The sequence below is a fragment of the Macellibacteroides sp. genome (assembly GCF_050251695.1).
Classification (GTDB): domain Bacteria; phylum Bacteroidota; class Bacteroidia; order Bacteroidales; family Tannerellaceae; genus Macellibacteroides; species Macellibacteroides fermentans.
In genome coordinates this window covers 1-2,722 of the sequence record NZ_JBFWMI010000185.1, presented here as the reverse complement: position 1 = coordinate 2,722, position 2,722 = coordinate 1, and the positions used below count along the sequence as shown (strand labels likewise).

The following is a 2,722-nucleotide window of genomic DNA, read 5'->3' as shown; positions in this document are numbered from 1 at the left end:
CGGCATAGCCGGAGGCCGTCATTTGCGGAGGAGCTTTCCGTATGATGTCGGTATCTGCCAGACAGGCCTGTGGGGCAGGACATCCGAATGTCTGCTTGGCTCCATCAGCCGTTATAGAAGCACCGAAAGCGGTGTAGCCATCCATGGAGGCAGCTGTTGCCACACACATATAGCGGCGGTCTGCCTGGTAAGCTGATAATTTGGTAAGGTCGTTTATAGTACCCGATCCCACGGCCACCGGAATTGCGGTGTGGTTGCTTAAGGAAGCGGTGAGCTGTTCAACAAATCCATATTCGGCATACAGGTCGTCGTTATCAAAAATAAAGGGAGATTCCTGTATGATTCCGGCGGCAGAGAACAGCCGGCTTACCTTTTCGCCTAGCACCTGCCAGGTGGTTGTATCGGCTACGATTACAGCCGGCATTGCGGGAAACTGCTCCTTAAAAAGATCGGCTACCCGGTCCGATACCCCGACCCCTATCCAAAGTGTACGGGTATCGTTTGCTGCGGCAAGCGCTTTTTCTATGTTTGCATTCATCGCCTTACTTTGCTTGTGCTTTTAAAGCGTCGTTGACTTCTGTTGGGATATCCGATTCGATGATGTCCGGATGTGTGGCAATCTCCATCAGATATTTGCAGTGCCGGTCGGCAGCAGATGCCAGCTTATCGTGTGTAGGTGCCACCGAGATCATACACCTTACGCCGTGACTATGCAGCAGGTCCACTATCTTCCTGTTTTCGTCGTTGATGGATGGTCCCACATAGGCAATCATATTTTTCCATGGCACACCCGAAATAGCGATATCTTCGTATTCTTTCCAGTTTCGGGCGAAGACAGACAATAAGATTTCAGGGAAACGATCGTAGTAGTATCTTGCCTGTGCTCCGGTATGGACCGTCAGCATCACATAGTCGGCTGCATCGAGCTTACGGATTAAGTCGGCAATCTGTTCCATCGGAACATCTTTTTTATCCAGGTTAACGATGGTTTTGCCTTTGCTCCATAAGATAACCTCCTCCAGCGTAGGTATTTTACATGAAGTTACGTTGCCTTCGCTGTCTTTCAGTCGTATCTGCTGTAATTCATTCCAGGTAAAATAGGACAGCTTTCCTTTACCGGAAGTGGTACGATCTAAGGTAGCATCGTGCATGAGGACAATCACACTGTCTTTTGTAAGACGGGGGTCTATCTCAAATATGGCAGTCATCCGACCGATTATGTTCTTAAATCCTTCAAGGCTGTTTTCAGGGTAACCCTTCTCCCGTCCGCCCCGGTGACCGCTTACGATGATTGATCCGTCGGCCTTATATGCTATGTATTCGCTGATCGATGCGTGGTTCCGAAATGGTGAAGAATTCTTCGCCTCGGACTGAGCAGTTACATTCAAAGAGGTTAACAATAAACCGGCACACATCAGTCTAAGGAAAACATTTTGCCGTTTTTTTTCATTCATATTATTATAGATATTACTTTAAGATTACTCAATTCTACATAAAAGACAAATTAAATTGTAAAATGTCGTGAAGATAAACTTTTTCTACAAGATATAACCTTTGGCTAAAGAACGGAATTCGGTAATTTGTTCTTCTTCCCAGTTTCGATCCTTGCCCAGCTCCTTTGCCATAATGGATGCAACCATCGGTGCTACTTCAGCTGCCACCCGGGCATCCAGAAACAGCAGACGCACCCTCCGTGCAAGTACATCCTCCACAGTCTGCGCCATCTCTTCCCTTACAGCCCATACTACATGTGCCACTGTAAAGGTATAGTCTTTATGCAGCAATTGGGCATATTCCTTGTTTTCCTGTTTTAGCAGGTTTATTTTCTGTGCATCCGAACCGTATACATAGTCCCATGTGGAATCGTCGGTGTTGGTGGAATATCCGTGTACTTTAAGTGTTTTGGTAACACAAAGCCTCGGAACAAGATTACCCAATGCAATGGACCGGTCTACAGCCTCTTCCGCCATTTCGCGATAGGTGGTCCACTTACCTCCCGTTATGGTAAGCAAACCCGATTTGGATTTATATATCTTGTGACTTCTGGATATTTCCTTCGTCTTCCGGGTATCGGATTGTGTGGGTGCTGCCAGGGGACGCAGACCGGCAAATACCGATAGTACATCCTTCCGGGTTGGTTTCAGTTCCAGATATTGTCCGGCCTGATCCAAAACGAAATCAATCTCCTCTTCCAGCGCCTTAGGTTCAAGACAATGATTGTTGAGTGGTGTATCGGTTGTGCCCAACACTACCTTATTATGCCAGGGTACACCAAACAGAACCCTGCCGTCTTCGGTTTTGGGAATCATCAGCGCCGACTTACCTCCCAGAAACTTCCGGTCTACAACAAGATGTATACCCTGACTTGGACGTACTTTATTTTTGGTTTCGGGATTGTCTATCTTCATAATATCATCGACAAACACACCCGTAGCATTTATAATTACTTTCGTATTGAACGTATATTTCTCGCCATGAATGAGATCGGTAGCCTCAACACCGTTCAGCTTTCCTTCCGGATTCTTAAGCAGTTTATCCACCTTCACATAATTGAGGCATACGGCTCCGTGCTCTACAGCTGTTTCGGCCAGCGAAATGGCAAGGCGGGCATCGTCAAACTGTCCGTCGTGGTATACTACCCCACCTCTAAGTTTCGATTTCTTAAGTCCCGGAATTTCGTTTACCACCTTTTTTTTCGTTAATGGCAGCGAACGTCCCAATC

At 46.8% G+C, this 2,722-nt stretch carries 3 protein-coding genes; all 3 read right to left on the bottom strand.

Annotation, left to right across the window (positions count from 1 at the left end):
• Positions 1-538: iron-containing alcohol dehydrogenase (locus AB7E53_RS14900; protein ID WP_446776589.1), on the bottom strand; the 538-nt coding region annotated here is incomplete at its 3' end.
• Positions 539-542: 4 nt separating this feature from the next.
• Positions 543-1,454, bottom strand: coding sequence for a glycerophosphodiester phosphodiesterase family protein (locus tag AB7E53_RS14895; RefSeq protein WP_446776588.1), 912 nt, complete (start codon positions 1,452-1,454; stop codon positions 543-545).
• An 84-nt stretch (positions 1,455-1,538) separates the two neighbouring features.
• On the bottom strand, positions 1,539-2,722 hold a 1,184-nt coding region (locus AB7E53_RS14890), incomplete at its 5' end, for a glycerol-3-phosphate dehydrogenase/oxidase (RefSeq protein WP_446776586.1).

Coding starts and splice junctions, on each gene's coding strand:
- AB7E53_RS14895 (WP_446776588.1), bottom strand. CDS start 1,454: ATGAATGAAAAAAAACGGCAAAATGTTTTCCTTAGACTGATGTGTGCC.